General features: G+C 59.4%; 14 protein-coding genes and 1 pseudogene. 9 read left to right on the forward strand and 6 right to left on the reverse strand.

Annotation, left to right across the window (positions count from 1 at the left end):
* Positions 1–7: 7 nt before the first annotated feature.
* Entirely contained in the window at positions 8–1585 is a 1578-nt protein-coding gene (locus FQV39_RS10435) for a gluzincin family metallopeptidase (protein ID WP_248313315.1), read from the reverse strand.
* Between the two features lie 556 nt (positions 1586–2141).
* On the opposite strand from FQV39_RS10435, the gene drt5 reads away from it, so the two are divergent.
* From drt5 to FQV39_RS10450, 3 genes are all read left to right on the forward strand, one after another.
* Positions 2142–3638, forward strand: a complete 1497-nt coding sequence (gene drt5 / locus FQV39_RS10440) for an antiviral reverse transcriptase Drt5 (RefSeq protein WP_149130231.1) — start codon at positions 2142–2144, stop codon at positions 3636–3638.
* A gap of 300 nt (positions 3639–3938) precedes the next feature.
* Positions 3939–5018, forward strand: coding sequence for a HamA C-terminal domain-containing protein (locus FQV39_RS10445; RefSeq protein WP_149130232.1), 1080 nt, complete (start codon positions 3939–3941; stop codon positions 5016–5018).
* Positions 5015–7633, forward strand: a complete 2619-nt coding sequence (locus FQV39_RS10450) for a DEAD/DEAH box helicase (RefSeq protein ID WP_149130233.1) — start codon at positions 5015–5017, stop codon at positions 7631–7633. Before FQV39_RS10445 ends, FQV39_RS10450 begins: the two co-directional genes overlap by 4 nt.
* Positions 7634–8204: 571 nt before the next feature.
* Here FQV39_RS10450 and FQV39_RS10455 read toward each other — a convergent pair.
* Together FQV39_RS10455 and FQV39_RS34370 are read right to left on the reverse strand one after the other, a co-directional pair.
* Positions 8205–9206, reverse strand: a complete 1002-nt coding sequence (locus FQV39_RS10455) for a helix-turn-helix transcriptional regulator (protein ID WP_149130234.1) — start codon at positions 9204–9206, stop codon at positions 8205–8207.
* A gap of 75 nt (positions 9207–9281) precedes the next feature.
* On the reverse strand, positions 9282–9818 hold the full coding sequence (locus FQV39_RS34370) for a hypothetical protein (RefSeq protein WP_472840634.1): 537 nt from the start codon (positions 9816–9818) through the stop codon (positions 9282–9284).
* Positions 9819–9971: 153 nt separating this feature from the next.
* Between FQV39_RS34370 and FQV39_RS10465 the strand changes: the two genes are divergently transcribed.
* From FQV39_RS10465 to FQV39_RS10475, 3 genes are all read left to right on the forward strand, one after another.
* Entirely contained in the window at positions 9972–11402 is a 1431-nt protein-coding gene (locus FQV39_RS10465; RefSeq protein WP_149130235.1) for a DUF1254 domain-containing protein, read from the forward strand.
* A gap of 60 nt (positions 11403–11462) precedes the next feature.
* Positions 11463–11819, forward strand: a complete 357-nt coding sequence (locus tag FQV39_RS10470) for an HdeA/HdeB family chaperone (protein ID WP_149130236.1) — start codon at positions 11463–11465, stop codon at positions 11817–11819.
* 561 nt (positions 11820–12380) lie between these two features.
* Positions 12381–13700 (forward strand): TAXI family TRAP transporter solute-binding subunit, encoded by a 1320-nt coding sequence (locus FQV39_RS10475; RefSeq protein WP_248313316.1) that lies wholly within the window; start codon positions 12381–12383, stop codon positions 13698–13700.
* Here the strand turns inward: FQV39_RS10475 and FQV39_RS10480 are convergent.
* Complete coding sequence (locus tag FQV39_RS10480; protein ID WP_248313317.1) at positions 13617–13877, reverse strand: helix-turn-helix domain-containing protein; 261 nt, start codon at positions 13875–13877, stop codon at positions 13617–13619. The genes FQV39_RS10475 and FQV39_RS10480 overlap by 84 nt on opposite strands.
* A pseudogene (locus FQV39_RS10485) lies at positions 13874–14086 on the reverse strand (LysR substrate-binding domain-containing protein); the annotation flags it as partial. The gene FQV39_RS10480 and the pseudogene FQV39_RS10485, both read right to left, overlap by 4 nt.
* 401 nt (positions 14087–14487) lie before the next feature.
* On the opposite strand from FQV39_RS10485, the gene FQV39_RS10490 reads away from it, so the two are divergent.
* Complete coding sequence (locus FQV39_RS10490; RefSeq protein ID WP_210251225.1) at positions 14488–14961, forward strand: VOC family protein; 474 nt, start codon at positions 14488–14490, stop codon at positions 14959–14961.
* Between the two features lie 62 nt (positions 14962–15023).
* Here FQV39_RS10490 and dusA read toward each other — a convergent pair whose 3' ends face one another.
* Positions 15024–16019 (reverse strand): tRNA dihydrouridine(20/20a) synthase DusA, encoded by a 996-nt coding sequence (gene dusA / locus FQV39_RS10495; protein WP_149130240.1) that lies wholly within the window; start codon positions 16017–16019, stop codon positions 15024–15026.
* Between the two features lie 212 nt (positions 16020–16231).
* Between dusA and FQV39_RS10500 the strand changes: the two genes are divergently transcribed.
* Positions 16232–16717, forward strand: coding sequence for a tyrosine-type recombinase/integrase (locus tag FQV39_RS10500; RefSeq protein WP_248313318.1), 486 nt, complete (start codon positions 16232–16234; stop codon positions 16715–16717).
* Between the two features lie 47 nt (positions 16718–16764).
* Positions 16765–17949, forward strand: a complete 1185-nt coding sequence (locus FQV39_RS10505) for a Fic family protein (protein WP_149130241.1) — start codon at positions 16765–16767, stop codon at positions 17947–17949.
* The last annotated feature ends 44 nt before the right edge of the window (positions 17950–17993 follow it).

The raw sequence follows: 17993 nt of genomic DNA on the forward strand, positions 1-17993 counted from the left end.
CCTGGTCTCATCCAGCCCTCTCGCTCACACCGCTGCGGGCCAAATGTAGGGCGGCAAAATAGCCCGCCCTGTCATTTTTCCTGTCAAGAAAACCCTGCCTCCAGAGATACGCTAGTCGATCGCCCTGGCGCCTTTTGTCGCCGCGATCCTTCAAGAGATGGTTGGCGATCTGATATTTGAGTTGGCCATATTCGTCGAAGACCAGCGTGCCGCCGCCTAGCAGCCGTAGCGATCGCCAGAATTCGATATCGTCAGGCACATCGACCTTGAAATCCTGGCGAAGCTCACCCGCCGTGACCGTCAGGACCTGTACATATTCGGCAATCGTCTCGCGCAAAACGAAACCATCCGGCGCGATGCGCACGCTTGGACGCACGGATTGCACCTCAATGTAACCGATGTCACCAATGTTCAGCGCTTTGCGGTTCTCCCAAACGAAGCGGAAAACCTCCTCGTTATCCCGCAGCATCGAATCGAAGTGGGTTCGGCTGTAGATCATTTCGTCGTCGCACCGCAGCCAGCTGCCATCTATATCGGCGCGAGCGCTGGGATCGATACCGAAGTCCCTGAAGTTCGAAAGCAATGCCTCTCGGTAGCCATAGCGGTCGTCGGGAACGACTTCCCGGTCGACAGTCAAAAGCGCGGAAAGATAGTCGGAAAAAGAAAGATCAACGGGTGGGCAGTAGTCGATGGCCCGGATGGCCATGGTCAGCAGATGGTCTGCCGCGCGCGCACCTTCTTCGATGACTAACGACCGGTCCTTCTTGCCGTCGACGATGGTGCCGATGCGTTTGAGGCGACTGACCCAGATATCGAGAAATGACCGCATCATCGCGGCGACAAGCAGTTCCCCGCGCTTGTGCACCTCCTGAAACTCTGGATCGTTCTTATAGTCTTTGCCCGGTGACAATCTGATCGAATGGCGAAGCGCGCAGCCGCGCACGCCACTCATTTCTTGCCCCATTTCGTCCGCTAAGCGGAAAAGGACCGAATTGGCCAGTTGGTCCTTCTCGAGCAGTGCCTGATCGATCAAGGCCGCGCCGGTTGCTCCGTCAAGTGCGGCGCCAACCACATCGGGCAGCGCGAAAACGGACAGTAGTGCGACGGCGTCAGCTAGACCTTCATGAAAGGCGCCCTGATCCGGTGACGAGGGTTCGAGATACCGCGAACGTAGGCCATCCAGGATGGCATGAGTGGTCTCGTGGGCTACTACATCGTGCGACAAGCAGGAGAAAACGGTGTGCGTTTGATCCTGCTTGTCGGGAAAACTCTCGAAATAGCCAAAATACAGCGAGCGATTGTCACGCGAGTAAAACGCGTTTGGCTCGGCAAACGCATGAGGCAAGATGTTGAGCTGGTGCCCCTCGCACCCCCATTGCACGCGGCGACCGAGGGCGAATTCGAAGCGTGCCAAAATACGCATGGCAATGGCGTACACATTCTGAGCATGAAATCGCGGATCAGAGAGGAGGGTCTCGTCCGGCGCATCCTGGAACGGGTCGCGATATTCCCCCTCCAAACCTGATGGCAGATCCGCCGGACAATATAGCGCGTTAGCTGTCACGTCATAGTCGACGACGGCCACCCTGTAGCCTCGTGGACCCGACAAGAGCTCCTCAGCTGGGACGTCGATCAACGCGGTAACGATCCGACCGCCACTCTTGACCGAAGGATCTTGGGCAATGATTGACAGCCTCCGCGTGCTGCGAAGGCTGTGGCGCGTCCCTTTCACATTGCGCATTCATTCCCCCCGATGCGCCGCAGAAACAGAATGGCGGCGCCCGCAGCAAAATGCAACTATATGGCGAGGTCTCTTGAGTACTTTTCAGGCCCGCTCCGACCGGTCATTACCCCTTGTGAGAGCAATTCTGGCGTGCATGAATGCGGCGAAACTGTAGCGTGTCGCGAAGCGGAGATTCGCCTACCGCTAGTATGCGCGGGCTTCCTTTTAATCAGAATTCCCTGAATGAGATTGATGCACCTGACGGCTTTACCGGAATTCCAAAAAGCTCCCCTCGCCAACCTGCTACTCGAAGAGAAGAGGCGTGAGCAGGAGGAAGCTGGCGCCATTGTCGAGGAGCCTGCCCTCTGTGAAGCGGTCGCGGGTCCAGCTCCCCCAGAAGAGCTGTAAGCCTACCGTCATGGTCGCTAAGCATACATCCAAAGCGCCCTATACTCTTCGAGACTTCTACCTCGATGACCTGCCTCGTACCCTGTTTCCACTTGCAACGAACCAGGTTCTGGTCGAGCGCGGCCTGGACCGGCTGGTCTCGTTCGGCGAAGCACTGGCGGCTGGCGGCGGCTCATTCCTCCCACAACGGCGTGTCTACGCGAATAAGGATGAGCTCCATCTTCGTCGCACCGTGAAGCTGGATCCTGTAGCAGAGATCTTTCTCTATCATCTGGCATTCAAGAACCGTGGGCGCTTTCGCAAACCATTTGTCGCAGGTCGAACGCATTTCGGCTACCGCTTTGAAGATGGTCATCCCATGGTTCCGTCTCGGATTTATGCTGAATTTAAAGCACGGGTTGCAGAGGCGCGCATATTTACAGAAGAATTTCTTTACTTTGACGTCAGCGCCTATTTTAATAACGTTTACCATCATGATCTTCACGCCTGGTTTTCAGCATTAGAACCTGAAGACCCAAATGACATCGTCGCCTTTGGTAAATTCCTTCGTGAAATCAATGCAGGTCGATCTCTCGATTGTTTACCTCAAGGACTATATCCGGCGAAGATGATCGGAAACGACTTTCTGCGCTTCATCGAGGCTTCGGCGAATATTCGAGCCCCTCAGATTCTGCGTTTTATGGACGACGTCTATCTATTTGGAAATGACCTCAATGCCCTAAAGGCGGATTTTGCTGAAATCCAAAGGTTGCTTGGCCTCAAGGGATTGTCGGTCAACGGCAAGAAGACCCTGACCGGCGGCATGCCGCTCACGGAAAAGGCCGAGGATTCGTTGGGCGATCTCAAGGACCGACTCCTCCGCCGGCGCCGCCATTTGATCGTGTCTCATTACGAACACGACGCAACGGACGAGGACGAACTTGAGCCCCCACTCGAACGAGAGGAGGTTGAGTTCATCGTGTCGGTTTTGGGCCGAGGCGAGCTTAGCGAAGACGACGCCGAGTTAATTATGATCGTGATGCGCGATCATGCTGATCGCTTGGCTCCGCATCTCAAGAAATTTGCGTTGGGCTTCCCGCACTTAGCGAAAAACTTCTTCGGTCTATGCGGCGCAATGCAGGATAAGGGTGCAGTTGCTCAAATCGTGGTGGACGCCTTGCGCAATGAGTCAGACGTCAGCGAATTCCAACTGTTTTGGTACGGCAAGATGTTAGACGACTACCTCATGAATACGCCTTTGGCCGCTGACGTCATTGTGTCTCTCGACCGTCATCCGAACGCCACAGATATCACCCGCGCCAAGCTTCTAGAGATCGCCGACCATCGTTATGGGCTTCCAGAGATGCGTGAGAAGTATCTGCGGGAGGGGCGTTCTGACTGGCTAGCTTGGGCCTCGGCGGTAGGTTCGCGCAAAATGGACAAGCAAGCACGAAACTACCTGCTTGATTATTTCAAGAATGGATCGAGCATGAATCGATTAATCGCTGAAATAATCCAAAGTGAATAACTGACGATAAAATACGCCCCGATATAATTCGATTACTATCGGATTAGTTTCTGGGAGAACCACCATTATGATCGTTTTCAAAACTAAATGATCACTGAATTAAACAGATGTGAATGGATTTATGCTGAATGAACATTCTTTCAATACTATTGTTTGCGATTATTTCGCCCCTACACTCGCGTGGGAATCCATTTAAAAGTGCGCAAGCACGAGGATCAATGTTCCCCCTTGAAACATTTATGTGGCAGTCCCTCTCCAAATGCGCGTTTTTAGCTCTAAGTTTAGTATCGCGAGCTTGAGATGCCAGACGAGGTTGCGGACGGGCGCGATGATCACATGGACGGCGCAGCATTTGCCCGCGCCCTTGCCACCTTACTAAACACATCCGGGATCGACAGCGTCGTGAACTGTTGCGTTCACGCCGGGCATGACGCGGATTGGGAGGGACCACGCACCGGACTACTGCACGTCCGGTTCAGCGAAGATATCCCGCGGATAGCGGATCTTGCGGAACTCCTCTGGGCGGAATGCATGTTCTACGCCCTACCGAGGCGGAAGCAGGAAAAATTCCGCCGTGACATCGCGGGCGGCGATATGAGTGCCGTCGCGCGGTGCCACAAAGCGGTTAGGGATCTTTTCATCGAGTTCAACGCCCGTCACCCGAGTCGCGCTAGCGAATTGGGCGAGGTTCTCGCCTATTGTCTCGTGCAGGAGCATCTTGGGGCTGCGCAGGTGGCAAGCAAGATGTCGCTGAAAACGGCCGCCAACATGCCGGTCCACGGACTGGACGGCATCCATGCGCTGTACGAGAACGGCTCGCTAACAGTTTATTTCCTGGAGTCGAAGCTTTCGGGAACCGGACGGCGGGGTGCTGCATCCTACGCATCGTCAGCCGCCGAGTTCCTCTCTGACCGCCGTCAATACCTTCGAGAGTACGAGATCGTTGCGGATCTGGGGAACCTCGACGCGCTCGAAGGCGAGGCTAGACAGCATGCACTCGACCACTTCGACGTGATCGGAAACCGGGCGCCACAACGCAGGGAGCGGTTCGTCGGCGTCATCTGCCACTCGGAGCCAAGTCACTTCGGCAAACGGCTGGCGATCCGCGACGACCTGCCCCCGGATATCCACGAGCGCGGCTTTGCCGAACGGTATTCCGCGGACCATGGCGCGCTGCGGATGTTCGCCCGCAAGCAGTTGCTGAAGCATGGCGCGGACCCTAGGAAGGCCGTCGTCTTTTTCGTGGCTGTGCCCGACGTAAGGACGCTGCGGAAGGCGTTCTACGCGGCAATGGGGGTCGCCGATCGGGACTTGCCGCTGGACGGCGACGACGCCGATATCGACGACGAAACGGACACGGTGAGCGAGGATCGGGAATGAACTTCGCACTGGACCTCTCGCTTCGTATGACAGGCCATAAGGCATTCTCCGAAATCCTCGGGCGGTTGGAGAGCTCCGGTGCCGTGCGGTCAATTGGAGCTGAACTTGAGCGATCGTCGAGCCCGCTTTCGGATGAGGAGCTACACAAGCTGCTCTACTGCGCCGGGGTCTTCGTGCAGACTGAGGACCTAGGTTTCCGACGTGTTGCCCAGTCTATAGCACTTAACGCGCTTATCGTGGCAGCCGACGACGAAGCGGCCTACGAGCGTAGCCGCCGGATTCTGACGGACTTGGGCAACTTTCCGGCGCTGGCCCGCGTCGCCCGACCCGGATCAGAGGTGGGAGCCTCTTTCCTCGATGCGCTCCGGCGAACGCTTTCTCGAGAGCTAAATAGCGTGCGTGTTGGGGACGAATGGCTGCCCTTAACAGACTTCCAGAAGGAAACCTGGGACGAGCTCCCGCAGGCCCGCGCAATTGCCGTCTCGGCTCCCACCTCAGCCGGAAAATCGTTCCTCGTCATCGAGCACCTTTGCCGGCAGATTGAGCGTTCGGAATCTTTCTGCGCGGTTTATGTGGCGCCAACGAGAGCGCTCCTGTCCGAGGTGAGTGCTAAGATTCAGAAGCGACTGGGCGAAGGTTCCGGGATCAGGGTCTCCACGGTGCCAACGCTCGACTCCTCTGCTCCAGCCCGACAGGTATTCGTGCTAACGCAGGAGCGCCTACAAGTTCTTCTGGCCGCATCCTCCGTCACATTCGACCTTATCGTCGTTGATGAGGCGCAGAATCTGTCAGCCGGGTCCCGTGGCATGATTCTTCAGGACAGCATCGAGCAGGCTGTTCGAAGGAGTGGATCCACGCGCCTCGTACTGCTGGCTCCCGGCGCGAAAGGTTTCGAGGCCGTCGGCGCCACGATTGGCGTCCCCGAACTCAGTGTTGCGCGCTCAGAGCTGCCCTCCGTCCTCCAGAACAGAATCCAGGTGAGAAAGGCAGAGGCCGCGAACGCACTAGTGCTGGACTTGCTGACGTCGGAGGGTCCCCGCCCGCTCGGCAATCTGAGAAGCGAGCGAGGTTTCGATGTGCCGGAAAGCCGCCTCGCAGCCACGGCGTTGGAGCTGGGCTCGGAAGGTGGCTCTCTCGTCTATGCCACGGGCCCAACCGACGCTGAAACGATTGCGCGGCAACTAGCCCATGGGCGGACGGACGAAAGCGACCCCGCGCTCGCCGAGATCGCCGACTTTGTCAAAGATCACATCCATGCCGATTACACCCTCGCCGGGATGATTAGGAAAGGCGTCGCGTTTCACTACGGCAAGATGCCGACGCTCCTGCGGGAGACCATCGAGGGCTCGTTTCGGGACGGCCACATCAAGTTTCTCGCCTGCACGACAACACTTTTTGAGGGAATCAACCTTCCCGCCCGAAACGTTTTCATCGATACGCCGACCAGAGGAACCGGAAAGCGCCTTGACCCGGCTGCTCTATGGAATTTCGCCGGACGCGCGGGACGCATGTCCCGTGACATTGTGGGCAATGTCTTCCTCGTGGACTACGACGAATGGCCGGAAAAGCCACTCGACGCGTTCGTGGGCTACGAGGTGCAGTCAGCCTTTCTTCGGACGGCATTAGACGTCCCCAATCGTTTGATCGCAGCGCTAGAGGGCGCGATGCCCAGCGAGTCGCCTAACGACGACGACGCACCGCGGGTCAGAGCCGCAGCCGGCCTGTTGATCGCCCAGGCAGCTGGGGGAGATGTCCGCGATTTCGTGAAGCGAACCCTTGGCAGCGTGGACGAGGGACTACGTGCCCGGCTGGCCGAGGCCAGCATCACCGCCAACAAGCACCTCGCCCTGCCGGCTAGCTTGCTCGCAACCAATTGGACCGTGGATCCGTTCGGATTGCGGCGGCTCTACGATCATATGTTAGAGAAGATCGCAGCGGATGACACACTCTCCTTGATGCCCGTCAGCCCCCTCGCGAAAGGTGCCTCCAAGTCCTACGGATCAATTTTTGCGAGAATTCATCGGGAGGTAAATCGGGGCAACGAAGGCTTTGCGGGTCTGGTTTCCGGTGTGGCGCTCAATTGGATGCGTGGTCTGCCGTATCCGGTCCTGCTAGCAAAAGCCGTCCGGCGACAGGAAAGGCGTGACGAGAAGAGGCGCGAGGCCAATAGAATCACTCGAGAGCAGAATCCACGCAGCAGGGTGAAGGATCCCGGAATAATCGTCGTCGACGACGTGATCAGAAGAGAGTTCGACCTCATCGAGGACCAAGTCCGTTTCCGATATGTGCAACTCGGCAAAGCCTACGTCGATATCCTCGCGATGGTCCTGCGAGAGAGCGGGCAGCCTGAAAAGGTCGGCGACATTTACGACTTCCCATTGGCGCTGGAACTCGGCATCGCGACGAAATCCGGCTGGTCGTTCATGGAACTTGGCCTGTCGCGGATTGCCGCCGCCGCACTCCAACCTGAGTTCCCAGACAGCAATCTCACGGCCGACGCGGCGCGGAAGTGGCTGGCGGGGATACCCGACATAGGCGCCCTTCGTCTCGGTCCGGTCATAGTGGAAGAGCTGCGGCGCCTGCGGCTCGTATCAGCCAACGGCAATCCAGACTAATCAGATATCCTGACTGCGGCTTTGACATTAACGAGCGGCGTTGGGAATTGGTTGCCAGGTGGAACCTGTGCCGCTTTGACGCCGCAGCGCGGAATGCTTGCCAGTCGCAACCGCACGCACGCTCTTGCCTGCATTAGCTGACTGAAAGCCGCGAAGCGTCGTCTCCAAAAGAGACGCTCTCGGCCCCTATTTTAGAAGCCAGCTTTAGAAGCTGCCCGTTCGCATAAGCCTGCCGACGCTCGGTTGATACGCGCCGCCGACTTGCCGGTTGCGGCCTAGTTGCGGAAACACTTTGCCTTAACTGCGGCACTTTCAACCTCAACACGACCACAGCCGCACTGAAATATTTCAATGGGTTATGACGCGAATTGAAGGTCAGTGCGGCAAACTTCGCCTTTCCCCACAGAAGATGTCGGGAAAACCGAAGTTTGCCGCAGTTGCGCTAAACGACCGCAACCCCGGCACAGAGGTGCAATCCGAGTTTGACCCAACTGTCCGATTAGAGAAGCGGACATTGGCAGAGCGCCGATAGCGGACATCCAACCCCAACCGGCTGGATGAGACGGCAAGGTCATCCTGATCTCGCTTCATGGCGAAACCGACGCGGCGTAGTCCCTGACATTCGGCGGAATGCGCGCGTGAAGTGCGCAGGGTCTGCATAGCCCGAGGCAAACGCGACTTCGATAACTTTCACGTCGGTCGCGCGTAGAAGCCTGACCGCCTTTTCAAACCGTGCCGCTTCGAGCAGTTCCGAATAGGTAAGGCCGGCGACCGAAAGTTTGCGCTGAAGGCTTCTAACGCTGGTCCCCGCCATTTCCGCGATTTCGGCGACGGTCGGAACCCCTTCGTCCAGGTAGGACGGCAACATCAACTTGAGTGAGTTGATGATGTCTCCCTCGGCCGGATCGGCATCCCCCGCGAAAAATTCAAGCGGCATCTCGCTGACAGAGCTGGACAGTCCCATGAACGAGAATGGCACTTCGATCCACGAAGCAAGTTGCCCAGAGAGAAACCGCGTGTTGGGCCAGCGGGACCGGGTTTCCATACTCGGAGAGTAATGAGCTTCAAAAGCTATCGTTGCGGGCTCCCATTCCGGCCCGGCGAACTGTCGCACGATATGAATGGGAAAAATATTCTGCAGCCACTGCGAATGCTCGAGATGCGCGATCCCTGAGGTGCCGATCAGCTTGCTGCAAATTTTGATGTGATCATCGGCCCGCTCGAGCCACATGTTGAGAACATTGTCCTCCAGCGTCGCCCACTTGCAGACGTGCTGCAGAGCAATGAACAGCGTCGGCGAGTATCCGATGATGGCCCTGAGTTTTGCGCTGAGGTGGCAAAACTGAAGTCGATTTGCTGCCTGAAATCCGAAGTCGACAATACCTTGCGATCTCTGCGCTCTGTCAGCAAAATCTACCGCGCGCAGCAGAGGCACGAAATCGTCGGCCTTCTCTTCCAACGAAGTTGGCAGCCGGAATTTTTCCAGAAGTGCCGCAGTAGGCGCGCCAATCTCATCACAGATGCTGGCGAATGGAATGAGAAACTGACAGCGCGTTATTGGAATCCTGCTCATAATGCTCGCCTCCCCCAAGGCTGCAGAATTGGACATCCGCTTGCATCAGCGTCAGGTCATAGTCGTTCCGTTGTCCTAAAGAAATTCCGCGTTGGTCCAATTTTGGCGGGCGATGGCCAGACGAGCCATCCGATCGATCATTAAATGGCGAGCTGAGTGAATGGAGACGCGAAAGTTTCGCCCTTTCGCGACAAGGCGATGAAGCTCGGGCAAATCCCCTCCCAACATGCTGTGCGAGAAGCCATCACAGCATCGTTGCAGTGTGGCGCATCGCTTCAAGATATTGCAAGCAAATTGGGGGTTAGCGCTCGCTCGCTTCAACGGCACCTTGCAGCGCATGGAACCAGCCATAGCGAAATCGTCACCGAAGTCCGGCTCGCCATCGCTTGCCGCCTGCTGACCGAAACCAACGAGAAGATTTCGCGAATTGCTCTTCTCCTTGGCTACACCGGCCCGCCCAGCTTCTCCCGCAGCTTCAGACGCCTGATGAAAATCCAGCCGGCAAATTACAGGCGACAGCAGCGCAAATGACCGCGCTTCAGCCAGCAAAGCGTGGGCCCTGAGCCAATCCCCTCGAATTCGCATTTGGCGCGAAATGGCAAGATTCGTCATAGCGGGGGCGCCAAATGACCGTGCGGAAATCGTCGTCGCCAATGAGCTCAATTCGGAGCCCATGGGCACAGGGTTTCGCGGGGAGTGACCGGGGCACGCGGCTGCAAAAGCTCACCCGGCGCGCCTCAGTCTGGCGCAAGGTGGAGATCCACAATGAAGATCACTCGGCGAACCGCAGCTTTCGGCGGCGTAGGAGCGCTCGCGAGCGCGACGATGGGGCACTCGGCGCTCGCCGAGCAAGGAGCCTTCCTCGGCATTGGCGAAGGTCTGGAGGATTTTTGGCTGGCGACCGACGCCTACATCTTCGGGTACCCGCTGGTCACCATGGAGATGACCCGGCGGATCATCACCAACGTTGCCGAGCCCGTGGGAACGCGGGGGCCGATGGGACAGATCATCAAGCTGCGCAGCTATCCCGACGCGTCCTTCAAGGACGTCACTGCGCCCAACGCGGACACGCTTTATACGACCTCATTCTTCGACGTCGGAAAGGAGCCTTGGGTCCTCAGCGTTCCGGATATGAAGGGACGATACTTCCTGCTGCCGATGCTCGACGGCTGGACGACGGTCTTCCAGGTGCCGGGCAAGCGTACAACTGGCACCGGAGCCCAGACCTATGCGATTACCGGCCCCGGCTGGAAAGGCACGCTGCCGGAGGGCGTGAAGGAATACAAGTCCTCGACAAACATCGTCTGGCTGCTCGGGCGCATCTATTGCACCGGCACGCCTGAGGACTACGCCGCAGTTCACAAGCTGCAAGACGAGTTCAAGCTTGTCCCGCTCAGCGCTTACGGCAAGCCTTACGTGCCGCCGCCTGGCAAGGTCGATCCGTCGATCGACATGAAGACCCCGGTGCGAGAGCAGGTCAATCGCATGGACGCGGTGTCCTATTTCAAGCTGCTCTGCGAGCTGATGAAGAGCAATCCGCCTTCAGCCGCCGATGCCCCCGAGCTGGCACGGTTTGCCCGTATCGGCATCGTCCCGGGCCAGGACTTCGACGAGAGTAAATTCAAGGTCGACCTGGCGAAGCGCGTCCCTGAAGTCGCGTTCGACAGGATTATGCTGCAGTTCAAGATCAACAGGGCTATCAAAGACGAGAACGGCTGGGCCTTCACGACAAAGACCGGCATCTACGGTACCGACTACCTGATGCGAGCGCTCATTACCGCCATCGGCCTCGGCGCCAATCGCCCCCAGGATGCGGTCTATCCGACTTCACAACGCGATGCTGCTCGCCGCAAATATAATGGGGCGAACAAGTACGTCATGCGTTTCCCCAAGGGTCATTTGCCGCCCGCGGAGGGCTTCTGGTCGCTGACCATGTATGACGACAAGTACTTCTTCGTGAACAATCCGCTCAATCGATATTCCATCAGCGCCCGCCAGGACCTGAAGACCAATCCGGACGGCTCCACCGATCTGTATATTCAGTATGACTCTCCCGGAAAGGACAAGGAATCGAACTGGCTTCCCGCGCCTTCCGGCGATTTTATCCTGATGCTTCGCATGTATTGGCCGAGTGAAACAGATCCGTCGATCCTCAACGGGACATGGACAATCCCCGCGGCTGAAAAACAGAGCTGAACGGGTATCCGCGAAATCCATCTCTGATAATTGTTGGCATAATTCTGCAAGGTGACGAAAATGATCAGGAAAGCAGTGGCTGCATCGCTCTTCGCAATCGTGCTTGCGGCCCCCGCCGTCGCACAGACCGCTCTGAGCACGTATGCAGACGACAAGGGTTACATCGATGTGCAGAAATTGACCTGCGCACAATTGGCAGGAACGTTTCAAGAAGACGCCGACATGCTGACGACTTGGTATAGCGGCTGGTACAACGGCCTTGCGCGAAAGCACATGCTCAACGTCAAGCGCGGGAAAGAAGCGGAGCATGAGGTCATTCAATACTGCAAGGCCAATCAGAACAAGCGCGTGATCGAAGCCATCGCCGTCGTGTTCAAGGATATGCGCGCTGAGCGCGGCATCGAGATGAAGCCCTAATTCGAAGGCGCTGCCCTTCCACTGACGATCCGGGCCGGATTTTCGGCCCGGCCTTTGGTCTGAACTCAAAAGGGGCGATCACAATGACATCACTTCGATTGGTTGGTTCGGTCGTTTTGGCGAGCGCCATTCTCTCCGGCTGTCAAACTTCGCAATCGAGGCGAGAACAACTCGCCGCAATCTGCGCAGACCCTGCCAACAGGCAACCCCAGACGGCCTATTTTTCAGAATGCCAGACTCTTTACCCGTCCTCGGCCCGAACCCTGCAGAAGGACTATCAACTCGGCGCACCCACGGGCAATTAAAGGCGACCGAATTGGCTCTCATCGTCAGGCTCTGCGGGCTTTCCATTCTTGTTGCGCTGGCCCTAGACGGCGTGAGGGCCGAGCCTGCGTTCTAAGCGAAAGAGAGGCGTTCGGATTCAAGAGACGCCGCCAAGGTTAGTGAGGCCTTCCCCTGCCCGGTACGGCAGACTTCACCTTTGCAGGACCGAACCCAAGAGGCCTCGTGTGCCAGTGGCACACCCTGCCTGATGCCTCGAAGCCAATGACGGGGAGCAGGATGATGCGATTTGCCCTATGGGCGGGTGCCCTGCTCGTCATCGGCGCCGTGGCGGCAGCCATTCACTACGGGGCGCCCCACGCAACCTTGCGGGTGACGACGGGCGCCTTCGGCACGGATGCCCAGCGCCTTATCGGCGCGCTCATCACCGAGGTGGCCCAGGATCATCCCCGTGTGAAGCTTCAGCCGGTTCAGGTCGACGATCTGGCTGCCAGTTCGCGAGCAATCGAAAGCGGCACTGCCGATCTCGCCATCATCCGCAGCGACGTCTCGCCGCCGACCAATGGCCAGACCATCGCGATCCTGCGCCGCGACGTCGTCGCCTTCGTGCTGCCGCCGAAATCGGCGATCGACAGCATCGGCATGCTCTCCGGCAAGACGATCGCAATTCCGCAGGGACGTCTGCAGGACGTCAACGCCGCGCTGCTCGACCTCATCCTGAGCTACTACGATGTCGCGCCCCGTGAGGTGAAGCGGGTCTTCCTGTCCCCCGACGAGATGGTGGCGGCGGTTCATCAACGGCATGTCGCCGCCATCCTTGCCGTCGGCCCGGTCGGGCCGGGAGAGGTGGTCGGCGCAGTGGCGGCCATGGCCAAGGGAACCGGGGGAACGCCGACGATCCTGGCTTTCTCCGATGCGGATGCCTTCAATCGGCGCTTTCCGGCCTTCGAGTCCTATGATGTGCCGGAAGGCGCCGTCAGGTCTCGCCCGGCAACGCCTGACGACACGGTGACCACGCTCGCCGTAACCTACCGGCTCGTCGCGCCCGACTTGATGCTCGATCTTGTCGCTGGAGCGATCGGCCGGACCCTGTTCACGTCGAAAACTAAGCTGGTCGCGCTCACCCCGCTGGCAAGCCAGATCGAAGCGCCCGACCCCGACGCGAAGAATCCGATCCTGCCGATCCATCCAGGCGTCGCCAACTATCTCAGCAATGGCGAACAGAGCTTTTTCGATGAGCTCCACAGCTACTTCTATCTCGCGGCGGCGGCTATCAGCATCCTGGGCTCGGTTGCCACGATCGTTTTGGGGCGTGCGAAGACGGGGCGGATGCGCCAGGAGCAGAAACGGATCGGGCAGTTGATCCAGATCGCCGATCAGGCGCAGAAAGCCGATACCGAGATGCTGGAAGCCCTGGACCGATCGCTCCATCAACTGGTCGGCGATGCCCTCGCCTCCGCTGGCGGCTCGGGTGCCGATTCCTCAATGACCCTGGCGATCAACCACGCCCGCTATTCAGTGACGGCCCGTCGGGCCCTGCTCAGTTCCCAGGGAGCGCAGGGCACAGCGCTGTCTCCCACGTCTGTGGCGTTGAAATAGCGATGCCCCCAGGTCGCCTTCAATATCTCGGACACGACGACTGACGGACGACTCGTATGTTCCGAGCGCCAACGTCGCCTTGCGAAAGCTGCCATGCTTGGACGGCGCCAAGAATAGCGAAGATGACGAACCTCGACCGTCAACGACCTCGGCCGGGATCGAACCGATGCCGATCACGAGGTCATGAACGCGTCTTCCCGCATCGCCGCAACGAGATAGTCGATGACGGTTCTCACGCGAAGCGGCAGGTTACGCCGGGACGGATAGGTCAGATTGATCGGCAGACGGGCCGGCGGGAAATCTGGCATCAGATTGACCAGCCGATCGGCCTTTATGTCGGGAATGGCAAGGATATGCGAGAGAACCGCGATGCCCGCGCCGGCAAGCAGGGGCCAAAGGCCATTGCGACCATGTAAAGGCTACCCACAGGTGCGCGTCATCGCAAATGGAGCAACTGCCTCTGAGGTCGTCCTCCATTCCGATCCCGAAGTCGATCAGCCCCTGGCGGCTTCGGCCGGCGGCCAGATTTGCGGAAGCACTTCGCCTTCACTGCGGTAATCTCCATCCAAACAGCCTGGGCATCAAGGAGTTGCGCGATCTCGGGATCATGTTTGCGGCAAACTTCGGCTGCCCCTACAAGATGCAGGGCACAGGCCTCATCGGCGGAACGTCGGCGCCCTCCGCGCATTTCGTGTTGGTGCTGCTCCATTTTCGCCGGCAGCGGACCGTCTCCGGGCCATGGACAGAACGGGTGTCACTTCAGAAACGGAAGGAAAACGCGATGGCGATTGCCAAGAACACGATCTGCCTCTGGTACGACAAGGAGGCCGAGGCTGCGGCGCGCTTCTATGCCGAGACCTTTCCTGACAGCTCGGTCGACGCGGTCTTTCGTGCGCCCACCGACTTTCCCTCCGGCAAGGCCGGCGATGTGCTGACGGTCACCTTCACGGTCCTCGGCATTCCCTGCCTCGGGCTCAATGGCGGCCCCGCCTTCAAGCACAGCGAAGCCTTCTCGTTCCAAGTCGCCACCGACGACCAGCGGGAGACCGACCACTACTGGAACGCCATCGTCGGCAATGGCGGCCAGGAGAGCGAATGCGGCTGGTGCAAGGACAAGTGGGGCATCTCCTGGCAGATCACGCCGCGCGTGCTGTCGGAGGCGCTGGCTGTCGGCGGCGAGGAAGCGAAGCGTGCCTTTACCGCGATGATGACCATGCGGAAGATCGACGTCGCGGCGATCGAGGCGGCACGGCGCGGCTGACGGCCCGGATTTGCCCGCCTGCGAGCAAGCTGGCGTGAGTGGAACGCCTGCTCCAGCGGCCGTCAGGCCGCTGCGGCGGCCTCGTAACGGGAAACATGCGCCACGGCGGCACGCAGATCGTCCAGCGTCGCATCCGCTCCGACGCAGCGCTCGGCAAGATGGCGGCGGAAGAGGCGCGCCCCGGGCCGGCCCGGGAACAGTCCGACGAGGTGGCGCGTGAAGGCATGCAGCCGCCCGCCCCGCTCCAGATGTGCGGCGATATGCGGCTCCAGCGCTTCCAGCATGGCGAAGGCATCCGGCACCGGCGCATCCGTGCCGAAGAGCAGCGGATCGACCTGCAGCAGGATCTCCGGGTTCTGATAGGCCTCGCGGCCGATCATCACGCCGTCGAGCTTCTCCAGATGCCGCAGCCATTCGGATGGCGCCTTGATGCCTCCATTGATGGCAATCGGCAGGTCGGGATTGGCCGCCTTCAGGCGATAGGCACGCTCATAGTCGAGCGGCGGGATCTCGCGGTTCTCCTTGGGCGAGAGCCCCTGCAACCAGGCCTTGCGGGCATGGACGATCAGCGCATCGACGCCCGCGGCACGCAGGGAAACGGTGAGCGCATCGAGCGCAGCTTCCGGATCCTGATCATCGACGCCGATACGGCACTTCACCGTGACGGGGATGGAAACCGCCGCCTTCATCGCCGCGACGCATTCGCCAACCAGCGCCGGCTCGCGCATCAGGCAGGCGCCGAAGGCTCCGCCCTGCACCCGGTCCGAGGGGCAGCCGCAGTTCAGGTTGATCTCGTCATAGCCGAAATCGGCGCCGATCTTAGCGGCCTCGGCCAAAAGCTTCGGATCATTGCCCCCGAGCTGAAGCGCGACCCGATGCTCCATCGCGTCGAAGCCGATCAGGCGTTGGCGGTCACCACGGATCACCGCCTGCGCGGTCACCATCTCGGTATAGAGCAGCGCATGGCGCGTCATCAGGCGATGGACCACCCGGCAAGCGGAATCGGTCCAGTCCATCATCGGCGCCACGGATAATCTAAATGATTGATATTGCTGCATTTTTCTAGTAGTTTCAGATCGTTAGGTCGCGTCGTGTGCACTCGATTTTGCCACGACACGCCCCATTTTCCGGTTTTTCGATGCGTCAGTGCACACGGAGCGCACACGAAATTGGCCACCTTCACTAAACTAAAATCCGGCTCTTGGAGAGCCCAGATCCGTCGCAAGGGGCAATACTCAACGAGACGTTTCTCCGCCACAAGGATGCGCGCATGCTTCTCATTCGTGACCGCAAGGACCCTCGTAACAAGGACGGCAACAATCAGCGCATCCCTCTGCTCGACGTATCGGGCTATGACGCGTGCAAGATCATCGAAGAGCAAGGGCGCTTCTCGAACGCGCGAGAAGGCCGCATCTTCCCCTATAACAGCCGCTCGGTTGGCACCGCGTTTCGCCGTCAGTGCGAAGACCTCAAGATCGAGGACCTGCATTTCCACGATCTTCGCCACGAAGGCACCAGCCGATTGTTCCAAGCAGGCTTCACGATCGAGCAGGTTGCCCTTGTGACCGGGCACAAGGATTGGAAGATGCTGCGGCGATATACGCACCTCAAGCCGGAGGCGCTCCACACGATCCGAGCAACCAAGGCAGCCTGGCACACATCAACGGTCCAACAGCCAAGCGCTCCCTCTGCCGATCCCGAGATCACCACCGCTTCGCTATTTAAGCGAGCTTGCCTTAGCACAACCGTTAATTAATCCGATGGCCAATTGTTTAAATAGCGTCAGCCATCCATAGTGCCCGTATGGCTCACGTTCACACCATCGAGTCGCGCCTTGGCCGCTTTGTGGAAACGCCGGTTGGCGGCGAGATCGTCCGCGCCTTCATGCCGCCCGCGCTGCCGCCGCAGCCGCCGATCGATATCCTCTCCCTCTTGCCGCACCTCAGCCTCGCGGAGCGGGCGCTCGGCCGGCTCGACGGCATAACCACGCTCCTGCCGCGGCAGGAGCTCTTCCTCTATATGTATGTGCGCAAGGAAGCGGTGCTCTCCTCTCAGATCGAGGGCACGCAGTCGACCCTGACCGACCTCCTCCGGTTCGAGACGGAAGCTCAGGCCGGTCAGCCAATCGACGACATCCGTGAGGTCTCGAACTACGTCGACGCGATGATGTTCGGCCTGGAGCGGCTGAAGGAGTTGCCGCTCTCGCTCCAGCTCATCCGCGAGATGCATGGCCGCCTCCTTCAGAGCGGCCGCGGCGGCACGAAGAGCCCAGGCGAGTTCCGGCGCTCGCAGAACTGGATCGGAGGCACCCGCCCCGGCAACGCGCTGTTCGTTCCGCCTCCCGTGATGGAGCTCGACACCTGCCTTGCCGCGTTCGAAGCCTTCATGCACGAGGACAAGTCGCGGCTGCCAGCGCTGATCAAGGCCGGGTTTCTGCACGTGCAGTTCGAGACAATTCACCCATTCCTCGACGGCAATGGCCGCATCGGCCGCCTGCTGGTGACGCTCTATCTGTGCGTCCATGGCGTGCTGCGAAGGCCACTGCTCTACCTCAGCCTCTATCTGAAGACACACCGGGCCGACTACTATCGCCTCCTGCAGGAGGTGCGCGAGCGTGGAGCCTGGGAGGCCTGGCTCGAGTTCTTCCTGAAGGGCATCGCGGATACGGCGAACCAGGCTTTTGACGCCGCGACGCGCATTGTCGACCTGTTCAGGGCAGATCGCGAGCGCATCACCGCGGAGAGCGACCGCGCCGGCTCGGCCTTGCGCATCCATGAGCTTCTGCAGCAGCATCCGTTCCTCACCGCAGGGCAACTCGTCACGCAGACGGGTCTCAGCATGCCGACCGTCAACGCCGCCCTCGCCGATCTCGAGCGGCTCGGCATCGTCAAAGAGGTGACCGGGCGCAAGCGCGGCCGCGTGTTCGGCTACCGCCGCTATCTTGCCATTCTGAGTGAAGGCACCGATCCGCTGCCTGTGGCCGCATGACTGGGCTCGGAGAGGGTAGAGTCCGCTTCGTGGATGGTAGCGGA

This window comes from Bosea sp. F3-2, assembly GCF_008253865.1.
Lineage (GTDB): Bacteria > Pseudomonadota > Alphaproteobacteria > Rhizobiales > Beijerinckiaceae > Allobosea.

Excerpts from the sequence above, each read along its gene's own strand:
- drt5 (WP_149130231.1), top strand. The coding sequence starts at position 2,142 with ATGGTCGCTAAGCATACATCCAAAGCGCCCTATACTCTTCGAGACTTC.
- FQV39_RS10445 (WP_149130232.1), top strand. The coding sequence starts at position 3,939 with ATGCCAGACGAGGTTGCGGACGGGCGCGATGATCACATGGACGGCGCA.
- FQV39_RS10450 (WP_149130233.1), top strand. The coding sequence starts at position 5,015 with ATGAACTTCGCACTGGACCTCTCGCTTCGTATGACAGGCCATAAGGCA.
- FQV39_RS10455 (WP_149130234.1), bottom strand. The coding sequence starts at position 9,206 with ATGAGCAGGATTCCAATAACGCGCTGTCAGTTTCTCATTCCATTCGCC.
- FQV39_RS34370 (WP_472840634.1), bottom strand. The coding sequence starts at position 9,818 with ATGACGAATCTTGCCATTTCGCGCCAAATGCGAATTCGAGGGGATTGG.
- FQV39_RS10465 (WP_149130235.1), top strand. The coding sequence starts at position 9,972 with ATGAAGATCACTCGGCGAACCGCAGCTTTCGGCGGCGTAGGAGCGCTC.
- FQV39_RS10470 (WP_149130236.1), top strand. The coding sequence starts at position 11,463 with ATGATCAGGAAAGCAGTGGCTGCATCGCTCTTCGCAATCGTGCTTGCG.
- FQV39_RS10475 (WP_248313316.1), top strand. The coding sequence starts at position 12,381 with ATGATGCGATTTGCCCTATGGGCGGGTGCCCTGCTCGTCATCGGCGCC.
- dusA (WP_149130240.1), bottom strand. The coding sequence starts at position 16,019 with ATGCAGCAATATCAATCATTTAGATTATCCGTGGCGCCGATGATGGAC.
- FQV39_RS10500 (WP_248313318.1), top strand. The coding sequence starts at position 16,232 with ATGCTTCTCATTCGTGACCGCAAGGACCCTCGTAACAAGGACGGCAAC.
- FQV39_RS10505 (WP_149130241.1), top strand. The coding sequence starts at position 16,765 with ATGGCTCACGTTCACACCATCGAGTCGCGCCTTGGCCGCTTTGTGGAA.